The following is a 16,515-nucleotide window of genomic DNA, read 5'->3' as shown; positions in this document are numbered from 1 at the left end:
TCTTAGTTGTTGCTCACTCAATCAATGGAATATGATTGTATAATGTTATGAATTTCCTTAATTGAATCAGCATTAATCATACGATTTCGATCCTTCTCAGAACCGGAAAGCTTCATTAGCTGCATTAAGGCATGGATATGCTGTTGCTTGTCTACTGCGGCAATAACAATTACCAAATTAATGCTGTAATCAGCTGTAAAATTAATTCCTTCTTTCAATCGCAGCAAACTCATGCCGACTTCATTAACACCTTCTTCAGGAGCTGCATGTGGGATTGCTATATTAGGCCCAATAACGATATATGGATCCTTGTCATACTGATTAATCATTGCTTCCACATATTCTGGATTAATTTTGCCGCTTTCAACTAATGGCTGGGCACTTACCCGAATTGCTTCGTCCCAGGTTTTAACAGAACTTCTTACTGTTATATTCTGTTGTGTAATTAATTCATCTAAATTAATATCCTTTAGGTCAACATCCTGTTTTACAGACGAGGCTTCATCTCGATTAATGTACATGTGCAGTTCTTCTGTTAAAGCCTTTTTATTTTCTATTACTGCATAGTTATTTATGATATCGATTAAATGAGTAACATTAATGTCATTTGGAATATATCCATGTAACTCGAGCATCACTTGTTTTCGCAGGCGATACTTTTCTTCACGTCCAAGAAATGCTCTCGAAATAAATAACGTTTTTTCCGTTTCCAAGAAGGTCGGGGAAAATACGATATCGTATTCTAATTTGTAACTCAGAAACTCACGGACAGATAATGAATCTAGAAATATAAACTCTGGAAATAACTCCCTTAATTCGTTAAACATTAATTTGGAAACCGATACGCCTTGGGGACAAACGACAATTGCCTTTACCTTTTTGTCGATGCTGTCACCCTGCCTGGTCATCCATCCACCGATTAGCATCGTGATATAGGTCGTTTCACTTTCAGGAATTTCATTTCCGATTAAATCTACAAGCGGTCCAATCGATCTTTTTACTAAATGATGTAATTCCTTGAACTCTTTACTTAAAGAATCTTGAATTGTAACTGTTCCTGTAAGCTGATATTTAATACGATAATAGGCAGGTTTAATATGTTGCAGAAGTTTGTCCATTAACAGTTCACGATCTTGCAAATAAATACACGCACTTTTCTCAAACAGACGCAACATATTATCGGTTGCTGGAACTAAGTTTGGGATAGATTCTTCTATTAAAAACTCTGATGAGTACACATTTGTGGTCAACAAATGCAATGTAATAAATAAACGCTCAGCGACTGGTATTTCCTTAAAGTCATATAAAATTTCCTCAGTTGCTAGATATTCTTTTGTATCGGATAATTCCTCGTATTCAATAGAAAACGAATCTATTTCATTTCCTTTTTCTATCCTGCGTAGAAGTAAGATAAGAACGTAAGGCATCGTTTCCATTTTTTCATCCGTGAACTTCAGATTTAATTTATTCTCAACCTTTTCAATTCGTTTAGTAAATTCGTTTACATTTTCTCGTTGTATACTTGTCAATTCTTTTATTCTGTTTTTACCATTATTCATCTGTAACAATTGATAAGTTACATGAATAAGTAACTTTCTAACTTGGAACTCCTTACCTTCTATTAAATATCCAGACTTTCTCGAATATCGAATAATCAAATCATAATCACTTAAATAATTCTGTACTTGTTTCAAATCACTAAGAACAGTATTTTTACTAACATCCAATTCGATTGTAAAATGACTAAGTGATAGCTCCTCTTTATAACTTAATAACATCATGATAATCAGATGGACACGTTGATTCTCAGAAAGAAGACTTGTATCAACGGGAACACTTTTTTCTTCACCGTTAAGGCGAGTGAAAACGGATTGATTAATGATAAAATGACCTTGTCTTGTTCTTTCTATTACTGGAAGGTTCTTGCTCATGAGCCAATCATTTATCTTATTGAAACTATAACCAAGCTGTCTACGAGTTACATTATACTTTTTTTCCAAAGCCGTACTTGTAATGCTCGGATTACTAACTAGTTCATCCAAGATTTTTTTACTTCGATCATTAAGTGACACTCGTAATCGCTCCTTCACTAGTTATTGTAACACCACATAACCGCACGATGAATGCGTTTTCATCGCAAACTAATGAACAGTTGATGTACAACATTGTGATTTACATTAAAAATCCAATTTAAATACATTTTGTCTAATACAGTTCGTTTTATTCATATACGTTATTACCATTACGATAAATGGTGGCTATTAAATCCATTTTCACGCTCAAAATGATGGACATTTTTCTTTAATAAAACAGTATTTTCGATATATGCAAATTAATGAAATACCGTTCCCCTTTCATAAATTTCTATTTTAAATAATATTATAGTTTTTAAGAGGTTAAAAATGTCCAAGCTCAGATAATATGTCTAAACCTAATAAACTAGGAGGTATCTTATGAATTCTAAAACTACGAAGTTCTATCATCAGTCGCAACGAGAACGTTTATCCAAGGTGAAAAATGAGACGAGTTTATCAGAGGAAGAAGCAAATTTATACAACGACTTTGGTTCATTGGGTCAGGAAATTGCTAATTTATTAATCGAAAATTCAATTGGTGTCATGGAAATTCCGCTTGGTATAGCAACGAATTTTATTGTTAATAACAAAGATATTTTTATTCCCATGGCAATAGAAGAATCTTCCGTTATAGCTGCGGCTAGCAACGGGGCTAAGCTCACCCGACCAACAGGCGGTTTTACAGTTACCACCACTGGATCCAGACTTTTCTCTCAAATTCAATTAACCGGAATTAAAGATGTGTTTGGAGCAAAAATGAAGATTCATGAACACGAGCAGGAAATTTTAGAAGCGGCCGCTATACAGGATCCAACACTAGTAAACCTTGGTGGTGGACCTGAAAGTATTGAGGTCAGAGTGTTCGAGGATATGAGTATGATAGTCGTTCATCTACTTGTTAATACATTGGATGCAATGGGAGCTAATGCTGTTAACTCAATGGCCGAAAAAATTGCTCCTATCCTGGAAGATACAACAGGCGGAAAAGCATATCTTAGGATTATATCAAACCTTGCGGACAAACGTCTTGCTAGAGCTCGTTGCACTATAAAAAAAGAGGTTTTATCCGATGAAACAATTGACGGGGTTATTAGTGCATACCGTTTTGCAACTGTAGATCCTTACCGTGCAGCAACACATAATAAAGGTATCATGAATGGAATCAGCGCGGTCGTATTGGCAACCGGTAACGATACACGAGCAGTTGAAGCTGGTGCGCACGCTTATGCTGCAAGGTCAGGACAGTATACGTCACTTACTACTTGGGAAAAAAATCAGGAAGGTGATTTAGTAGGTACATTGGAATTACCACTGGTCGTAGGAATTATTGGTGGAGCTACATCCATTCATCCTAAGGCTAAAAGCAATTTAAATATGATGAATATTAAAACCGCTAATGACCTTGTCCAGATTATAGCCTCAGTAGGTTTAGCACAAAACTTAACTGCCCTTAAAGCATTAGCAACGGATGGAGTACAAAAAGGACATATGAAACTTCATGCAAAAAACATTGCACATATGGCTGGAGCAAAAGGGACAAACATAGACAAAATAGCAAAGCAACTCATCGAGGAAGATAATGTCAGGATTGATAGAGCAATTGAGCTATTAAATCAGGGAGGGAGGAACTAGTCATGAGTGTTCAAGAGGGACACAATTCTATCGATGAACAAACGGATTCAAAAACGAATGTTGCAGTTTGGGAAGATGTCGTGAATATTAAAGATTTGGTCCTGTCATTGGTTATTTGTACCGTAACCACATTGGGGGGTTATCTACTAGCGCCAAATGAACCACCAAAACCATTATTTTTTGGACTTGTTGGAGCAATTATCGGTTTCGTTACTTGCAGCATTATCATCAAGCCAAAGAGAACATTTCATTATATTGAAGAGGAGGATGAGTAATGGATGTCGTTTTAATTCTTGAAATGATTCTAGGATCCGTTATAGGCGCGGTTGTCTACACGCTAATTGGTGTTGCACCTGGCACAGATGAGACTGCAGTTTTAGCTCCTGTAACTCTTGTATTAGTTTTAACTGGATTGCCCGCAATTGTCATCCTATCCTTTTTCATATCTGCAATCGTTGCTAAAAAATTAACAGATTCCATACCTGTTGCTGTTGCAGGTATTCCTGGTGGTGTAATGGCTGCCCCGATGGTAGAACATGGCATTACGCTAAAAAAACTTGGAGTACCAGATCTTAGCATACGAAAGATGGCATCCGGTTCTGTAATTGGAACATTAGTCTCTGTTCCGGTTAGTCTAATCCTTGCAAGTATATTGGTACCTTTAGCTGATGTTATTATAAAATACGCGGAACCGATCTTTTTTATAGGTGCGATATTCCTAGCCTTAATGTGTAAAAATAAATGGTTAGCTTTAGCATCCATTCTTCCTTTTGCTATATTAATTCAAGCACTTCGCCACCTCTATTGGGGAATTGACGCAATTCCAGATGATAAAACTGTATTTGTATCATTCTTTCTAGGTATTACAATTGGTCCTGTCATATTAACGTTATTTGAATTACAAAATAAGGATAAACGAGACAATATGGAACGTTTTGGTAAAAAGGCAATTACGATTAATAAATCGACAAATATAAAAGGGTTTCCGAATCCTTTTAAAATACTTGATGGAAAAGAAGTTGGAACAAGTGCTTTTGCATCATTACTAGGTTCTATCACTTTCTTTATGAGTCCTGTTGGAATGACCATCTTCCTTGGTGAAACTTTATCAAGTAGAATAAAGGATCCGATTAAAAAAGCATGTCGCGCTATTTCTAGTATGGACGCCTTAACAAATGCCGCTTATATTTCAGGTACATTAATACCGTTAATTGCTTTAGGAATCCCTTTATCACCAATGGCAATTGGCCCAGCAAATGCTTTATTCAACGCACCGCCCGTTTACACATTAGAACACAACATGCACCATTTACTTTCAATGTCAGATTTTGTTTGGGCAACAATCATCGGTGCAGTGGTAGCACTTGGAATAACATTTTTTATTACGATTAAATATTCTCAGCAAATATGTGCATTCGTTTTTAAATGGATACCACATGAAGCAATGTTGGGACTCTTTTTTGGCCTAGTACTGATGCTTGCTTATATGGATGCAGGATGGATTAACGTTGCTGGCGTCTTTCTTGTTAGCCTAGTGGCAGGAATCCTTCACCGCTGGGGGATTAACTATGGCGTACAGTTTATGACCCTGTATGCTGCACCATGGATTATGGTAAGTATTTTTTAGTTCGACCTTGCCAGACACTCCAAAAACCAGAAAAAGGAATCGGAAATTAATCCGATTCCTTTTCTAAAAGAACAAAGTTTTTAGTAGAATTCTAAGCTCAAAAAAGCATTTAATTAACTTTGGCAAAATAGCTCAGCTGCCCCCATAAAGGGCTGCCATTCCTATTTTACTGTAAATTCACCCATATACTTTTCACTTCTGTATAATTGTCTAATGCGTAGCTCCCCATCTCACGTCCGATCCCTGATTGTTTATAACCACCAAATGCTGCTGCAGGATTTTCCAAGTTATAATCATTAATCCACACGGTTCCAGCTTTCAAACGATGCGCTACTTTATGACCCGTTTTTATATTTTCCGTCCAGACTGCTGCGGCTAAGCCGTACAAACTATCATTCGCCCGTCTAATAACTTCTTCTGTTGCGTCAAACGGAAATACAGTAACAACTGGGCCAAATATTTCTTCACGGGCAATAGTCATATTATCTTCTACATCAGCAAACACAGTTGGGGTAATAAAATACCCTTTATCAAATGGTCTTTCTCCCCCTGCTACTAGTTTTGCACCTTCTTCAATTCCTTTTTCAATATATCCATAAACTCTATCAAACTGTTTCTTTGATACAAGTGGTCCCATGTCAGTATCCGGATTCATTCCATTTCCTAGTTTCACTTCTTTTGCACGTTTAGCCAATTCATCCACCACTCGGTCATAATGTTTGCGGTGAACATAAACACGCGAACCCGCACTGCAATTTTGACCATGGTTATACATAATTCCATCAAATGCGCCCTCGATAGCTTTCTCAATGTCAGCATCTTCTAGAATAATATTAGGTGATTTCCCTCCAAGTTCAAGGGTTACATGCTTCACACTATCAGCTGCTTTTCGCATAATAGACTTACCTACCGCTGTCGAACCAGTAAAAGCTAGTTTATCAATGTCATCATGATCAACGATTGCTGCACCAGCCGTATCTCCAAATCCTGGGACAAAGTTAACAACCCCATCAGGAAAACCTGCTTCCTTAAATAGCTTTGCTGCATAAAGCAAAGAAAGAGGTGTTTGCTCTGCTGGTTTCAATACGATTGTACAACCAGTAGCAAGTGCCGCTCCAAGCTTCCAGGATGCCATGGACAAAGGGAAGTTCCAAGGAATAATTTGGCCAACTACACCAACAGGTTCATGTACCGTATAATTTAAGTAATCTGGAGAAATCGGTACCGTTTGCCCAAGTACTTTTGTAGCCCAACCTGCATAATAACGAAAGTGTTCTGCAGTACCATCAATATCATCCTCCAAGGCAACGGAATATGGTTTTCCATTATCTAAGGCTTCTAGTTGCGCAAGCTCTTCTCTATTTTGGTCAATTAGATCAGCTAGTTTATAAATAAGATGCGAACGTTCTGCTGTACTTAGCTTAGGCCATTCTCCTTCTTCAAACGCGTTTCTTGCTGCTTTGACTGCTTTATCGATATCTTCTTCATGGGCCGAACTAACCTCAGCAAGAATTTCCTCTGTAGCAGGGTTATAGACTTCGAATTTCTCACCGTTAACTGAAGGTACAAATTCACCATTTATATACAATTCTTTATTCCCGTCTAAAAAAGCATTTACTTTTGGTTTTAACTCGATTTGTGATGTAATCATCAGCATTACCTCCTTAATTTTCTAGAGCAAACAGGTTATTTAAAATCCCCTGTAGCTGTGTATCTTCTTCTTTTGTTAATGGAAGTCTAGGTTTTCGTGACGGCCCCCCTGCCAAACCTTGTATATCCATTACTCGTTTCACAATTTGCACAAACTTACCTGATCCTTCGATAAAGTTACAAAGCGGAAGAATCCTATCATATAGCTCCCAAGCTTTTTCACTATCGTTTTCTTTTACACTGTTGTATAGATCTGTAACAAGTTTTGGCGCCACATTACCCGCTACAGAAATCCAGCCGGTTGCACCTACTAAAAACGACTCAAGTGCTATATCATCTGAACCACAAAATGTTTTTACATATCCTTTCCCTTGTCTTGAAATATCACGAACCTTTGTGATATCCCCACTTGATTCTTTAATATGTGTAATATTCTCAACATCCTTTGCAACTTGTAAAATCGTCTTTGTTCCAATATCTACACCTGAGGTAAATGGATTGTTATATATCATTACTGGAAACGTTACAGATTCCGCTGCTGCTTTAAAATGCTCGTAAATTTCTTCGTCTTTTGGATGTGCGTAATACGAGTTAATCAACAAGGCGGCGTCAGCTCCAGCATCTTCTGCTTGTTTGGTAAATGTAATCGCATCTTCTGTCGTTTCAGCAGCAGTACCAACAACAAGAGGGATTCTACCATTTACCTGCTCAACCGCTACCTCGGTCACCTTATAACGTTCTTCCTTTGTCAAACTTACAAATTCACCTGTACTGCCATTAACGACAATCCCTGCAACATTTTCATTGATAAAATGTTCGATATTCTGTTTTAATCCATCCCAATTAATTTCGCCATTTTCGTTCATAGGTGTAATAAGTACCGGAAAAGCTCCTTCTAATTGTTTCATTTTATTATCCTCCTTGAATTATCATTATTATTTTTTCATTTTAAGTGCATGTTCAAAAAGTCGACAAATTAGAAACAAGAAGTTCAAGGCGCGAAGATTTTGAGGACCGGAACGTATGCTTTTAATACGTGAGGACCGGAAAAACTTCGCAACGAAGAAATTCGCCGTTTATCATTTGATGACTTTTTGAACAACCTCTTTAAGTTAGCTAGCCTTTTCTTCATCTTTACCACCTGGCTTTGTATACCAAATAAATGTATTGGTAAATCCGTATAGGATAGATATTGCTACAACTAAAAAGTTGAACCATAAAAATGGTAAATATGCCATTGTGGAGACTCCTAGTGTTGCGGCCATAAAGACACCACCATCAGACCATGGTACCATCGGCGTGGTTACTGTGCCGCCGGCTTCTGTATTTCTAGAAAGCACTCGACGATCAATGTTTAAGCGATCATAGTTTTCTTCGGTAATTTTACTAGCTGTTATAATGGAAACGTAAGCTGCTCCTCCAAAAAAGTTACCAAAGAACCCTGAAAGTAATGTAGTTAAAGTAGTTTTTCCAGCATTATTAGCCCACGCCAGCATTTTGACACAAATCACCCTTAAAATGCCTATTTTCTCCATTAGACCGCCCACACCAAGAGCAAATAGTATTAACACGATTACATCAAGCATGAAAACAATTCCTCCGCGGTTCAATAGATTATCAATGAACGCAACTCCTGATTCTATTGAATTACCAGAATATAAACTATTAACAGCATCTAGTAAGGCTACATCCTGAAATAAAAAGGCCCATATTGAACCTAATAACGCACCAAACAAAATAACTGGTATGGAAGGCTTTTTCAGTGCAAGTAAAACAATTACTACAACGGCTGGGATTAACATATGCCATCCGATATTAAAAAAGTCACTTAATGAAGTCATCGTCTCCTCTGCTTGAGTTAGACTTCCACTGCTGTCATGGAAAAAGAAACCTGTTATTAAAAATAACGTTCCTGCAATTATAAAAGCTGGCGTACTGACATACAGCATTGATTTGATATGATCAATTAAATTAACTTTTGATAAGGAAGCAGTCATTACAGTTGTATCTGACAAAGGTGAAAGTTTGTCACCAACATAACAACCGGAAATAACAGCTCCCGCAACTAGTGCAACCGGAAAGCCGAAACTAATGCCAATTCCCATCATCGCAATACCTGCAGTACCAGCAGATCCGAAAGAAGTTCCTGTTGCAATCGAAGTGATTGCACAAATAACGAAAGCAGCTAATAAAAATATGTTTGGATTTATAATGGACAATCCATAGTATATGATAGTCGGAACTATTCCCCCCGCTATCCACGTACCAATCAATGCTCCAACACAAATCAATATCAAAACAGCTTCCAGGCCATCAGTGATTCCTTTCAAAATTCCTTTTTGCATTTCTGCATAGTTGTAACCAATTTTGAGTCCTACTAACATGATCATAAACCAAGTAGTTAATAATGCTAATTGAATGGGAATACCAAATTGCACGACAAACAAGAACATTATTAGCACAAAACTAATTAATACAAATAATACTTCTCCCATTGTTGGTAATCTCTTATCTGTACTCATCACTCACTCTCCCCTTTTAAATCGAACTATTGTCCTATAAAGCGTTTTCATTGGACGTATTACTTTAATAAGAATCCACTTTTCAAGGGATCTGTTTGATCATAAATAAATTGATGCATCCCAGTTGTAAATCCTTGTGTTTCAATGGAAAAACGATGGTCTGTTTCAGGTATCAACTTAGCAGCTACCAAACTGTCAAAAATGCTTCGATTTGTAAGCTGAACATGTTGATCGGATTTAATTAATCGAGCTGTAAATATTGCCAGCGTACTGTCTATCCCAGGTGACCGTAAAATGGTACCATCTTTTTCAAAAGTAACCGAGCGGACCTCATTAGTTGCAACATTAATGGGTTCAGATATAATAATGCCATCAAATAAGCGATCTTTCTTTGTGGTTCTTTCTGTAGCTTTTCTTCCCCATCTATTAATGGAGGATAATTGTTCGAGATTAATTTCCGATAACGAATCAGGTAATTCAAAGACTAAGTATTTACGGGAACCATCTACTTCAACTAAACAATATTCCGGTGTTTTCTCAACAACATGACATCGATCACTTTCAAAATAGACGGTAGTAACTTCTTGCTTATCGAATTTAGCCTTAACTGTATAGATTCCATTAACTGTTTCTACCTTATATTGTTCACTTTCGTTTGGAAATAAATTACCTGTCTCAAGCATTGCAGTTATGGACGCTACCAAACCACCATATTTAAATTGAATTTTGCTGTCGTGATTAAAAAACAACAGTCCATAATCCGCAACTTTGGAGGGAATGACGATACACCCATTCATACCTCGGTGACCTCTTGGTTCGTTTAATAAAAACTCTTTCTCATACTGAAATTTGCCCTGCAATAGATCATGATTCAATTTAATCTCTTGTTCACTCAGATTTATCGTTGATTGAACAACAATCCTAAATGCTTCACCCGCAACATGCGTATCAATCGTCGTAAACATTTTTTCGAAATGCATTTAAACACCTTCTTTTAAGTGGTTTTGCATGGGTGGGATAAGCAAAAACCCTTCCCTTAACGGATCTTTTTCATTATAGAAAAAACGATGCATTCCCATAATCCAAGCAGAGCCAGTAACCTCTGAAATTACTGCATCATAGTGATTTACTTTTGTTGTTTCTATGACTCTAGCTTTAAACATGGAACCAACGATACTTTCATGAACAAATAATTCATCGATTCCAATTTCATTTTTACTATACATAGTAGCTAGTTTTGCCGAAGTTCCAGTTCCGCACGGTGAACGATCAATCCCACCTGGAGGAACAACAACTGTATTTTTAACATCTGCATCTGGATGAACAGGATCTGTATAAAACTCAATATGTGTCAGCCCATTAATAAATGGATGTTTCGGATGGACAACATCTTCCGTTTCATTAATTGCATTACGAATTGTAATAGCTTGATCAATTATGTTCGAAGCATTGTCCGTACTCAATTCTAATCCAAGTTTTCGAGCATCAATAATTCCATAGAAATTACCACCATAGGCAATGTCACACTCCACTCTACCAATTTCTTCTACGTCAATTACGATAGATTTCAGTAAAAATGAAGGTACGTTAGCAAAAGTAATTTCCTCTGCTTGCCCGTTAATGACTTTTATCCTAACTTCTATCAAACCCGCTGGAGTGTCTATTTTCACATTGGTATACGGCTCAGCTACTTCAATTAGCCCTGCTTCAACAAGAGCGGTGCAGAAGCCGATTGTATCGTGGCCACACATTGGTAAGTATCCACCAGTCTCAATATAGATTACACCCACATCCGCATCTGGATGACAAGGGTCAACAAGTAACGCTCCAGACATTACATCGTGGCCTCTTGGTTCATTCATTAAAAACTTTCGTATCCAATCATACTGTTCTTGCATATAGAGCATTTTTTCAGACATGGTGTTTCCTTTTAAAGGAGGAAGACCACTTATTACTGTTCTAGTCGGATTCCCCCCCGTATGCGTATCAATCGTGGAAAATAGTCGTTGGAATTTCATTTAACTGATCACCCTCTCTTTAAAACGATCATAGCGAAGTGGTTCAATTGGAATACACGTTTCTTTACCAGAGATCATTTCTTCAACCACCTTCCCAGTAACAGCAGCTAAGCTTATACCATCTCCTTCATGTCCTGCGGCTACATAGAAACCCGGAACTTCGTCAATATACGAGATGATTGGCAAATGATCTTCTGTCCAAGGACGCAACCCTGCGTATGTTCGAATAACCGTCATATCAGCCATTTCAGGGTAAAAACGTAAGGCTCTTTTTGCGATATACTTGGTAACTTCATGGTTCACCTTAGTATCAAATCCGCCGAATTCTCTACTACTACCAATCAGGAAGTTTTGACTTTCAGTAGGTTCAAATACTAAAGCAACACCATATTTTTCAGTCAAGGGGTCTACATTTCGTTCCCCACCAAACTTTGAAATAAGGTAGCCAAATTCCATTACTTTTCTTAATCCAACAGGCTGTTGTCTCGATGCAACAATTAGTTGGCCTTTTCTCGGTTTTATTGGAATGTTAACGTCTAACATTTCTCCAATAACGGGAGACCATACACCACATGCATTTACAACTTTATTAGCTGTAAAGGTTCCGTTATTGGTTTCTATTACAAATTGGTTTGCCTGATTTTTATAAAGATTTTTCACCTCCGTATTGGTATGGATTTTTGAACCAAATTGTTTGGCACTGTAGAACATGGAATACGTTAACATATATGGATTTACTGTAGAATCTGTTTTACATTCCAATCCTCCAAAGAGATCTTCCGCAAAATAGTCGGATTCATTACGTAAGTCCTGGCGATCTAACATTTTAAAGTCAAGTCCTGCTTCTTGTTGCTGTTGCACCCATTTTTGGGCGGCTTCCATTTCAGTGTCATTTTCACAAACTAAGATACTACCTGGATTTCGATATTCAAACGATAATTCAAGCTCTTTACTTAACTCATGAACAAGTTGTTGACTTTTTAATGACATCAGACTATCAAAACCTGGATCTTTATCAATAGCCAAAATATTCCCATCACATTTGGACGAAGTACCACTAGCTAACTCGTTCTTTTCGAGTACAGTAATATCCAACCCGGCTTTGGAACTATAATAAGCAATTGCAGCACCGATGATACCCCCACCAATAACAACAATATCTCGGTGTAATGCGTCTTTCACAAAATCCCCCCTCTCTTCCCGTACATAATTAATAGTTGCAATTTCCATGCCAAAACAAATTTAACGTTATTCTAAGTATAGATTGCATCTGCGAACAAATTGTGTAAAATTAATTTAGATAATGTAAAATATTTTATACATTTTGGAGGGTGATTTTAATGGCATTTTTTCAATCAGGAATCAAAAAGTTTATTAGGAATGATTTTATTTTGCTTGAAAATAAAATCGAAGACGTAGATTTACATTCATTGATAAAATCAGAGTCCCCTAAGAAGGTTTTTATTATAAACGAAGGTCAACGATACGTTGTACACCTTTCCGATAGTACGGATCAAATTATTTTCTCAACGTGTACAAGAATTTCCGTCAATACCGAGCTTGAGGATGTTAGTAGCTTTTTTGATAAAAGCGAAACTTTATTAGTTCATGATGGAGGCAACTTTATTGGCTATATAAATGCTTTTGATTTTACGAAACAACTAGCTAACACGTATCAGGAAATGCAGGCCTATTTTCAAACAATACTTGACACTATCGATGCTTCCTGTACGGTAATTGATTCTAATGAAAGCGTTTTAATTTGGACAGAAGGTGCTGAGAAAATATTTTCAGTCAAAAAACCTGACATAATCGGGAAACCAATTACTAATTTTTTTAATACAGACAACCTAGCATTATTAAAAACCTTAAAAGATGGAACTTCTCTTCACCACAGCCAACATAAAGCAAGAGAAGATCTAGTTGTACTGATAAATTCGAGTCCAGTGTATTTAAACAAACAAATCATCGGTGCAGTTGTGTCAGAAACAGACATAACAAGTCAGATTAGATTAAATAATGAATTATACAGTGCGACAGAAAAGGTATTTAACTTAGAAAAAGAAGTAAATAAATTAATGCCTACAGACGATCCTTTTAAACTTATTAGAGGGAACAGTTCAGCATTAAAACGAACGATTAATATGACAAAAAAAGCTGCAACGACAGAAACAAACATACTGATTCATGGCGAAAGCGGTGTGGGAAAAGAACTATTTGCTAAAGCAGTACACAACATTCGTGAAGGTCAAAACGCACCCTTTGTTGCCATAAATTGTGGAGCAATACCTTCTGCACTTTTCGAAAGTGAAATCTTTGGATATGAAAGAGGAGCATTTTCTGGTGCTGATCAAAAAGGAAAAAAAGGGAAGGTCGAGCTAGCTAAAGGTGGCACATTGTTTTTGGACGAAATTGGGGAAATGCCTTTGGAGATGCAAGTAAAAATACTTCGGTTATTACAGGAAAGAAAGTTTTATCCTGTTGGAGGTACCAAAGAAATAGAAGTTGATTTTAGAGTTGTAGCCGCAACAAATCGTGACCTAAAAGAACTTATAAAAGAGGTCAAATTTAGAGAAGACCTGTATTATCGATTAAATGTAGTTAGCCTGGAAATCCCTCCATTACGGAAACGTCCTGAAGATATTATCGAATTAACACATTATTTCCTGTATGAAATTTCTATTAAATATAAACGACCAATTCACGGAATATCTCAGACGGTCATGCGAGCCTTACTGCAACATGATTGGCCAGGCAACATAAGAGAATTAAAAAACGTTGTGGAACGTTTAGTTGTATTTTCAGACGAAGGGGAAATAAAAATTGAGGATATACCATTTGAAATCAATGGTATGGAATTACCTAATGGAAGAAAAACTTCATATCCATCAATTTTCAATGAAAGCGATAACCGGTCCTTAAATGAGCGGCTTCAGGAATTTGAAAAAGAGATCATTATGAAAGAATTAGAAAAGGAAGATGGCAATAAATTGTCATGTGCAAAAAAACTACAAGTAACTAGGGCAACCCTTTACAATCGGATGAATAAATTAGGGTTAAAAATTTAACAAACTAGATTAATGGCATTATTCTTGCATGAATTAGAATGTATAGACATTAAAAATGAGGTGATTCCTATGAAAGAAACTGAAATGGTTATATGCAGATGTGAGGAAGTAACTTATAAAGAATTAGTAGAAACAGCAGCAAAATATAATTGTACAGCAAGAGAGTTAAAACTCCGAACTAGAGCTGGAATGGGTTACTGTGGCGGAAGGTCCTGTCGCAGTATGGTAGATAGAATAGCTTCTACACCTTTGCAAAACCAAAATAAAACGAGTGTATCACTAAAATACCAACCTCCAATCCGACCTATCAGTTTTGCAAATTTAGGAGGGGATGATAAATGAATCAACGTATCTTAGACCATCCCATTCTTGGAAAACAAGAAAATAGTAACTATGTTTCCTTTACATTCAATAACAATGTATATAAGGGATTAGAAAATGAACCACTAGCAGCGGCACTTTTAGCTAATGGTATCAGAACCCTCAGATACCATGAGGAAAGCGGATCATCAAGAGGCATCTATTGCAATATCGGTCATTGTTATGAATGCAGAGTAACCGTAGATGGAAAGCAAGGTATCCGGGCATGCCTAACACCAATAAAAGATGGTATGACAATTGAAAGTGGTCATCAATTACCTACATCTGTTAAAGACTGGAGGCCAGAAAATGAATAAAGTTATTATTATCGGTTCTGGTCCTGCAGGATTAACAGCAGCTGTAACTTGCGCGGACAAAGGACTTGATGTGTTAGTAATTGATGAATACATGATTGCTGGCGGAAGATTGTTAGGGCAACTTTATGAACAACCTGATGGAACCTGGTGGAATGGAATTAAAGAGTCCAATCACTTACATCAACAAGCACTCGATCTTGGAGTAAAATTCCATCTAAATATACCTGTTTCCAATATAGAGAAAAAGGATGAATCATGGATAGTCTATACAGAACAAAAAACCTTTCATGCTAACAATCTATTATTAGCAACTGGCGCCGCGGAATCTCCTGTACCTGTTCCAGGGTGGACATTGCCAGGAGTAATGTCTGTTGGCGCTGCACAAGTTATGACAAATGTTCATCGGGTTAAACCAGGGGAACGAGGAGTAATTATCGGAGTTAACGTTCTCTCATCAGCTATAGCGATGGAGTTGCAGTTGGCTGGAGTCGAGGTAGCTTGTCTTACATTACCTAAACTAAATCAAGTCACTTATGATTCTGCACATCCAAAGAAGGTACTGGATTCACTTCTCCATGTATCACACATGGCTCCTTCTCAATTCGTTAAATTGGGAAGCAAATTAATGAAAAATGACTTTATGAAAAAGTTAGGAGTTACCTTCTATCCAAAAAATGGAATAAAAATGTGGGATATTCCGATCCAGCTTAGAAAAGCTGTAATAGAGATTTATGGAAAAGACCAGGTAGAGGGCGTAACCATTGCAACAATTAATACAGATGGCGAGGTAATTCCAGGTAGCGAGGAAAAGATTTCAGCGGACTTTGTGTGTATCGCTGGTGGTCTTTATCCATTAGCTGAATTAGCATCAGTTGCCGGGTGTCCATTTTATTTAGTTGAAGAATTAGGTGGATATGTCCCTTTACATAATGAACGTATGGAAACTACCTTAGATGGTTTATATGTTGCCGGAAATATCACAGGTATTGAAGGTGCAAAGGTTGCTGCTGCACAGGGACTAACAGCTGGGCTAACGATAGCTTACAATAGTGGGTTTGAAGTTTTAGAAAATGATATTCATGCCTCCATCCAAGCTATTGAACAAACAAGAGATAGTGCATATATTCAGTTTCATCCTGACGTAAAAGAAGGGAAAAAGATTGTACAAGAGCAATGGGAAAACTATGTAACTACTAATTTAAAATTGAAAAGTGTTTAAAATAATTTTTTTAATTATGGAGGTATG

General features: G+C 37.0%; 14 protein-coding genes. 7 read left to right on the top strand and 7 right to left on the bottom strand.

Features of this window, described 5'->3' with window-relative positions; genetic code table 11:
- Window positions 1-17 precede the first annotated feature (17 nt).
- The gene (locus CFK40_RS05845) at window positions 18-2,072 is read right to left on the bottom strand and encodes a BglG family transcription antiterminator (protein ID WP_089531418.1); all 2,055 of its coding nucleotides are present in this window, start codon (window positions 2,070-2,072) and stop codon (window positions 18-20) included.
- Between the two features lie 381 nt (window positions 2,073-2,453).
- On the opposite strand from CFK40_RS05845, the gene CFK40_RS05840 reads away from it, so the two are divergent.
- The 3 genes from CFK40_RS05840 to CFK40_RS05830 are packed head-to-tail and all read left to right on the top strand — an operon-like array spanning window position 2,454 to window position 5,334.
- Entirely contained in the window at window positions 2,454-3,707 is a 1,254-nt protein-coding gene (locus CFK40_RS05840) for a hydroxymethylglutaryl-CoA reductase, degradative (RefSeq protein WP_089531417.1), read from the top strand.
- Window positions 3,708-3,709: 2 nt separating this feature from the next.
- Window positions 3,710-3,982: a Bax inhibitor 1 family protein gene (locus tag CFK40_RS05835; protein WP_089531416.1), complete on the top strand. Its 273-nt coding sequence runs from the start codon at window positions 3,710-3,712 to the stop codon at window positions 3,980-3,982.
- Window positions 3,982-5,334, top strand: coding sequence for a tripartite tricarboxylate transporter permease (locus tag CFK40_RS05830; RefSeq protein WP_089531415.1), 1,353 nt, complete (start codon window positions 3,982-3,984; stop codon window positions 5,332-5,334). Before CFK40_RS05835 ends, CFK40_RS05830 begins: the two co-directional genes overlap by 1 nt.
- Window positions 5,335-5,500: 166 nt before the next feature.
- On the opposite strand, the gene CFK40_RS05825 is transcribed toward CFK40_RS05830, so the two are convergent.
- The 6 genes from CFK40_RS05825 to CFK40_RS05800 form a co-directional block, all read right to left on the bottom strand.
- Entirely contained in the window at window positions 5,501-6,985 is a 1,485-nt protein-coding gene (locus CFK40_RS05825; RefSeq protein WP_089531414.1) for an aldehyde dehydrogenase family protein, read from the bottom strand.
- A gap of 13 nt (window positions 6,986-6,998) precedes the next feature.
- Window positions 6,999-7,892: a 4-hydroxy-tetrahydrodipicolinate synthase gene (gene dapA / locus CFK40_RS05820; protein ID WP_089531413.1), complete on the bottom strand. Its 894-nt coding sequence runs from the start codon at window positions 7,890-7,892 to the stop codon at window positions 6,999-7,001.
- A gap of 204 nt (window positions 7,893-8,096) precedes the next feature.
- Window positions 8,097-9,506, bottom strand: a complete 1,410-nt coding sequence (nhaC, locus tag CFK40_RS05815; protein ID WP_089531412.1) for a Na+/H+ antiporter NhaC — start codon at window positions 9,504-9,506, stop codon at window positions 8,097-8,099.
- Window positions 9,507-9,565: 59 nt separating this feature from the next.
- Entirely contained in the window at window positions 9,566-10,486 is a 921-nt protein-coding gene (locus CFK40_RS05810) for a proline racemase family protein (protein WP_089531411.1), read from the bottom strand.
- A complete protein-coding gene (locus CFK40_RS05805) occupies window positions 10,487-11,524 on the bottom strand; it encodes a proline racemase family protein (protein WP_089531410.1) in 1,038 nt (345 codons plus the stop codon).
- Window positions 11,525-12,754 carry an NAD(P)/FAD-dependent oxidoreductase gene (locus tag CFK40_RS05800; protein ID WP_089531409.1) on the bottom strand — a complete coding sequence of 410 codons (1,230 nt, stop codon included), beginning with the start codon at window positions 12,752-12,754 and terminating at the stop codon, window positions 11,525-11,527.
- 110 nt (window positions 12,755-12,864) lie between these two features.
- On the opposite strand from CFK40_RS05800, the gene CFK40_RS05795 reads away from it, so the two are divergent.
- The 4 genes from CFK40_RS05795 (at window position 12,865) to CFK40_RS05780 (ending at window position 16,488) form a co-directional block, all read left to right on the top strand.
- The gene (locus CFK40_RS05795; RefSeq protein ID WP_089531408.1) at window positions 12,865-14,592 is read left to right on the top strand and encodes a sigma-54 interaction domain-containing protein; all 1,728 of its coding nucleotides are present in this window, start codon (window positions 12,865-12,867) and stop codon (window positions 14,590-14,592) included.
- A gap of 69 nt (window positions 14,593-14,661) precedes the next feature.
- Complete coding sequence (locus CFK40_RS05790; RefSeq protein ID WP_089531406.1) at window positions 14,662-14,934, top strand: (2Fe-2S)-binding protein; 273 nt, start codon at window positions 14,662-14,664, stop codon at window positions 14,932-14,934.
- Window positions 14,931-15,269, top strand: coding sequence for a (2Fe-2S)-binding protein (locus CFK40_RS05785; protein WP_089531404.1), 339 nt, complete (start codon window positions 14,931-14,933; stop codon window positions 15,267-15,269). The genes CFK40_RS05790 and CFK40_RS05785 overlap by 4 nt, the downstream gene beginning before the upstream one ends.
- The gene (locus tag CFK40_RS05780; RefSeq protein ID WP_089531402.1) at window positions 15,262-16,488 is read left to right on the top strand and encodes an NAD(P)/FAD-dependent oxidoreductase; all 1,227 of its coding nucleotides are present in this window, start codon (window positions 15,262-15,264) and stop codon (window positions 16,486-16,488) included. Before CFK40_RS05785 ends, CFK40_RS05780 begins: the two co-directional genes overlap by 8 nt.
- Window positions 16,489-16,515 lie beyond the last annotated feature (27 nt).

Source organism: Virgibacillus necropolis (assembly GCF_002224365.1).
Classification (GTDB): domain Bacteria; phylum Bacillota; class Bacilli; order Bacillales; family Amphibacillaceae; genus Virgibacillus_F; species Virgibacillus_F necropolis.
Note: the sequence above shows the minus strand (reverse complement) of the source record. Positions and strands in the feature narration are given on the sequence as shown.

Bases quoted from the DNA above. Each gene is read 5' to 3' on its own strand.
- CFK40_RS05830 (WP_089531415.1), top strand. From the start codon at position 3,982: ATGGATGTCGTTTTAATTCTTGAAATGATTCTAGGATCCGTTATAGGC.
- CFK40_RS05810 (WP_089531411.1), bottom strand. From the start codon at position 10,486: ATGCATTTCGAAAAAATGTTTACGACGATTGATACGCATGTTGCGGGT.
- nhaC (WP_089531412.1), bottom strand. From the start codon at position 9,506: ATGAGTACAGATAAGAGATTACCAACAATGGGAGAAGTATTATTTGTA.
- CFK40_RS05800 (WP_089531409.1), bottom strand. From the start codon at position 12,754: ATGGAAATTGCAACTATTAATTATGTACGGGAAGAGAGGGGGGATTTT.
- CFK40_RS05805 (WP_089531410.1), bottom strand. From the start codon at position 11,524: ATGAAATTCCAACGACTATTTTCCACGATTGATACGCATACGGGGGGG.
- CFK40_RS05790 (WP_089531406.1), top strand. From the start codon at position 14,662: ATGAAAGAAACTGAAATGGTTATATGCAGATGTGAGGAAGTAACTTAT.
- CFK40_RS05785 (WP_089531404.1), top strand. From the start codon at position 14,931: ATGAATCAACGTATCTTAGACCATCCCATTCTTGGAAAACAAGAAAAT.
- CFK40_RS05825 (WP_089531414.1), bottom strand. From the start codon at position 6,985: ATGATTACATCACAAATCGAGTTAAAACCAAAAGTAAATGCTTTTTTA.
- dapA (WP_089531413.1), bottom strand. From the start codon at position 7,892: ATGAAACAATTAGAAGGAGCTTTTCCGGTACTTATTACACCTATGAAC.
- CFK40_RS05840 (WP_089531417.1), top strand. From the start codon at position 2,454: ATGAATTCTAAAACTACGAAGTTCTATCATCAGTCGCAACGAGAACGT.
- CFK40_RS05835 (WP_089531416.1), top strand. From the start codon at position 3,710: ATGAGTGTTCAAGAGGGACACAATTCTATCGATGAACAAACGGATTCA.
- CFK40_RS05795 (WP_089531408.1), top strand. From the start codon at position 12,865: ATGGCATTTTTTCAATCAGGAATCAAAAAGTTTATTAGGAATGATTTT.
- CFK40_RS05780 (WP_089531402.1), top strand. From the start codon at position 15,262: ATGAATAAAGTTATTATTATCGGTTCTGGTCCTGCAGGATTAACAGCA.